Raw genomic sequence first — 2080 nt, 5'->3', positions numbered from 1 at the left:
TCCCTATGTCTTAAAATAGTTTTCAAAATTAGTTCCCAAAAATTTATTATACTCTAGGGCGGTTCCTATGGAGATTTTAAAATGGCATACCCCCTTGATTTGAAGCTAACTGTTGTAAGACACGTTCTCTCAGAAAATATTTCAGTTTCTGATGTTGCTGCTAAGTATGGATTATCAGATGCATGCGTTAGAAACTGGTTAAAGAGTGAGGAATTAACTGTTTCAGCTTTGTTAGAAGCAGACGATGCTCGTAATTTAGCTAAAGCTACTCCTCCTGCTGGTTTAAAAACAGAAGAGGCTGTTGCGCTATACACTCTTGTTATTAATGCAGAGGCACATTCATCAACAATGGCATCCCATCTTTGTCGCCTATATGGTGTTTCTTTGGATGATATTGTTGAGTTTGGTAAAAGCGTAGGGCATAGTCTAGAAACTGCTCTTAACAAGAGTGAGCAACAAAATGCTATTCTAAAGCAACAAGTTGCTGTATTAGAAAAACTACCTAAAGAGGTAGATGATTTAAAGTCTGAGCTTCGCAAGGCTAAAGCTTTGATTGCCGAGAAAGAGGAGATGATTAACTTCTTAAAAAAATTGAGAGCGGCCTTCAAAGTATAAGCTTTACTCCATTCTTTAAAGAGTTAATCAGCACTGCTGAGGGTCGCAAAAAGTTTTTATCTGCCTTTGACGAGACTATAGAAACTGGGCTCGTTAGAAATGGTGAGCTCTGTAAATTAGTGGGGTTACCAGATCGAAGTATACGTAACCTTAGGGTCAATCAAGATTGTCACGATGGTCGTAAAACTTGTCAGCGTAAAAATGTTAAGTCATTAACTGAGGATGAGAAACAACAGGTGATTCATCTTTTGAATTTGCCTGAGGTTAGAGACCTCAGTGTACGACAAGCCTACTTTTTTATTGAAGACCATACTGAACACTCAATGCCTTGCTCGTTAAGCACTGCTTATAGGATTGTGAAGGGAATGTATGTACGACGTGATGGCGTTAAATCTCCCGATATTACTAGTCATCCTAGTAAAGAGCATATTGCAGATCGCATTAATAAGGTATGGAGCTGGGATATAACGTATTTGCATGACGCTAATGCCAATAACAAGCATTACTATGTCTACTGTGCTCTTGATATTTATAGTCGCAAGATAGTCGGCTGTAAAGTGTTTGAAACTCAGTCTGGAGCAAACGCAGCAACCTTCTTTAAAGAGGTTTTTGAACAAAATGGTATTACCACAGAGACTGGATTAACGTTACACGCAGATAACGGTACTCCAATGAAGTCTAAAGAGCTGCAAGAGCTATTAGAGGGGTATAACGTAACCAAAACCCATAGTAGACCTTCGGTTTCTGATGATAACGCCTTTAGTGAGTCAGCGTTCAAGACATTGAAATACTCAAGAGGTCTTGGCAGGAAAAACTATATGGCTTTAGAGTTATGTCAGGCCGCTGTTGATAAGGCAGTTGAAAAATATAACAACTCAGCTCATTCTGGCATTAAGAACGTCTCTCCTAACATTAGACATTCGGGTAGAGAACAAGAGATTGAGGTTCTTCACAGACGTGAAGAAAAGGCGACAAAACGAAAAGAAGCTCATCCAGAACGCTTTTTTAGTGGTAAAACCGCAGACTATACTCCTGCAGGTTCAGCTTCATTAAGGTTTGGATATAAATCTAAGTCTAAGTCTAATGATGTTCCTCTAGCTGAATCTGACAGTTAGTAAGCATAAAGGGCATAAATAGCTTAACTTTATGACTTGCTACTAATACTACCTTGGACTAAGGAATTAGCCTGGGAGACAGCATAGGTGATTAACTGAGTAGGAGCTATCCTCGTTGTCACTTAGCTGGCTCTAGACTAAGCATGTGGTTGCCTGTACGCCTTTATTGGGTGTGCTTGGCCTGATAGCTTACCACTGCTACCTTGGCCCTTGGAATTAGCTCGGGAGACAGCATAGGTGATTAACTGAGTAGGAGCTATCCTCGTTGTCACTTAGCTGGCTCTAGACTAAGCATGTGGTTGCCTGTACGCCTTTATTGGGTGTGCTTGGCCTGATAGCTTACCACTGCT

The 2080-nt window shown here is 40.3% G+C and carries 2 protein-coding genes; both read left to right on the top strand.

Annotated elements, in window-relative coordinates; genetic code table 11:
* Window positions 1-81: 81 nt before the first annotated feature.
* On the top strand, window positions 82-615 hold the full coding sequence (locus MXE38_RS12155) for a helix-turn-helix domain-containing protein (protein ID WP_246915454.1): 534 nt from the start codon (window positions 82-84) through the stop codon (window positions 613-615).
* Between the two features lie 365 nt (window positions 616-980).
* A complete protein-coding gene (locus MXE38_RS12150; RefSeq protein ID WP_246915456.1) occupies window positions 981-1730 on the top strand; it encodes a DDE-type integrase/transposase/recombinase in 750 nt (249 codons plus the stop codon).
* Window positions 1731-2080: the final 350 nt, after the last annotated feature.

This window comes from Anaerobiospirillum sp. NML120448 (assembly GCF_023050945.1).
GTDB lineage: Bacteria > Pseudomonadota > Gammaproteobacteria > Enterobacterales > Succinivibrionaceae > Anaerobiospirillum.
The sequence above is the reverse complement of the archived record's forward strand: the minus strand, read 5'-3'. Positions and strand labels throughout refer to the sequence as shown.

What these genes read in the sequence shown, in the direction of transcription:
- MXE38_RS12155 (WP_246915454.1), top strand. Translation starts at nt 82, where the DNA reads ATGGCATACCCCCTTGATTTGAAGCTAACTGTTGTAAGACACGTTCTC.
- MXE38_RS12150 (WP_246915456.1), top strand. Translation starts at nt 981, where the DNA reads ATGTATGTACGACGTGATGGCGTTAAATCTCCCGATATTACTAGTCAT.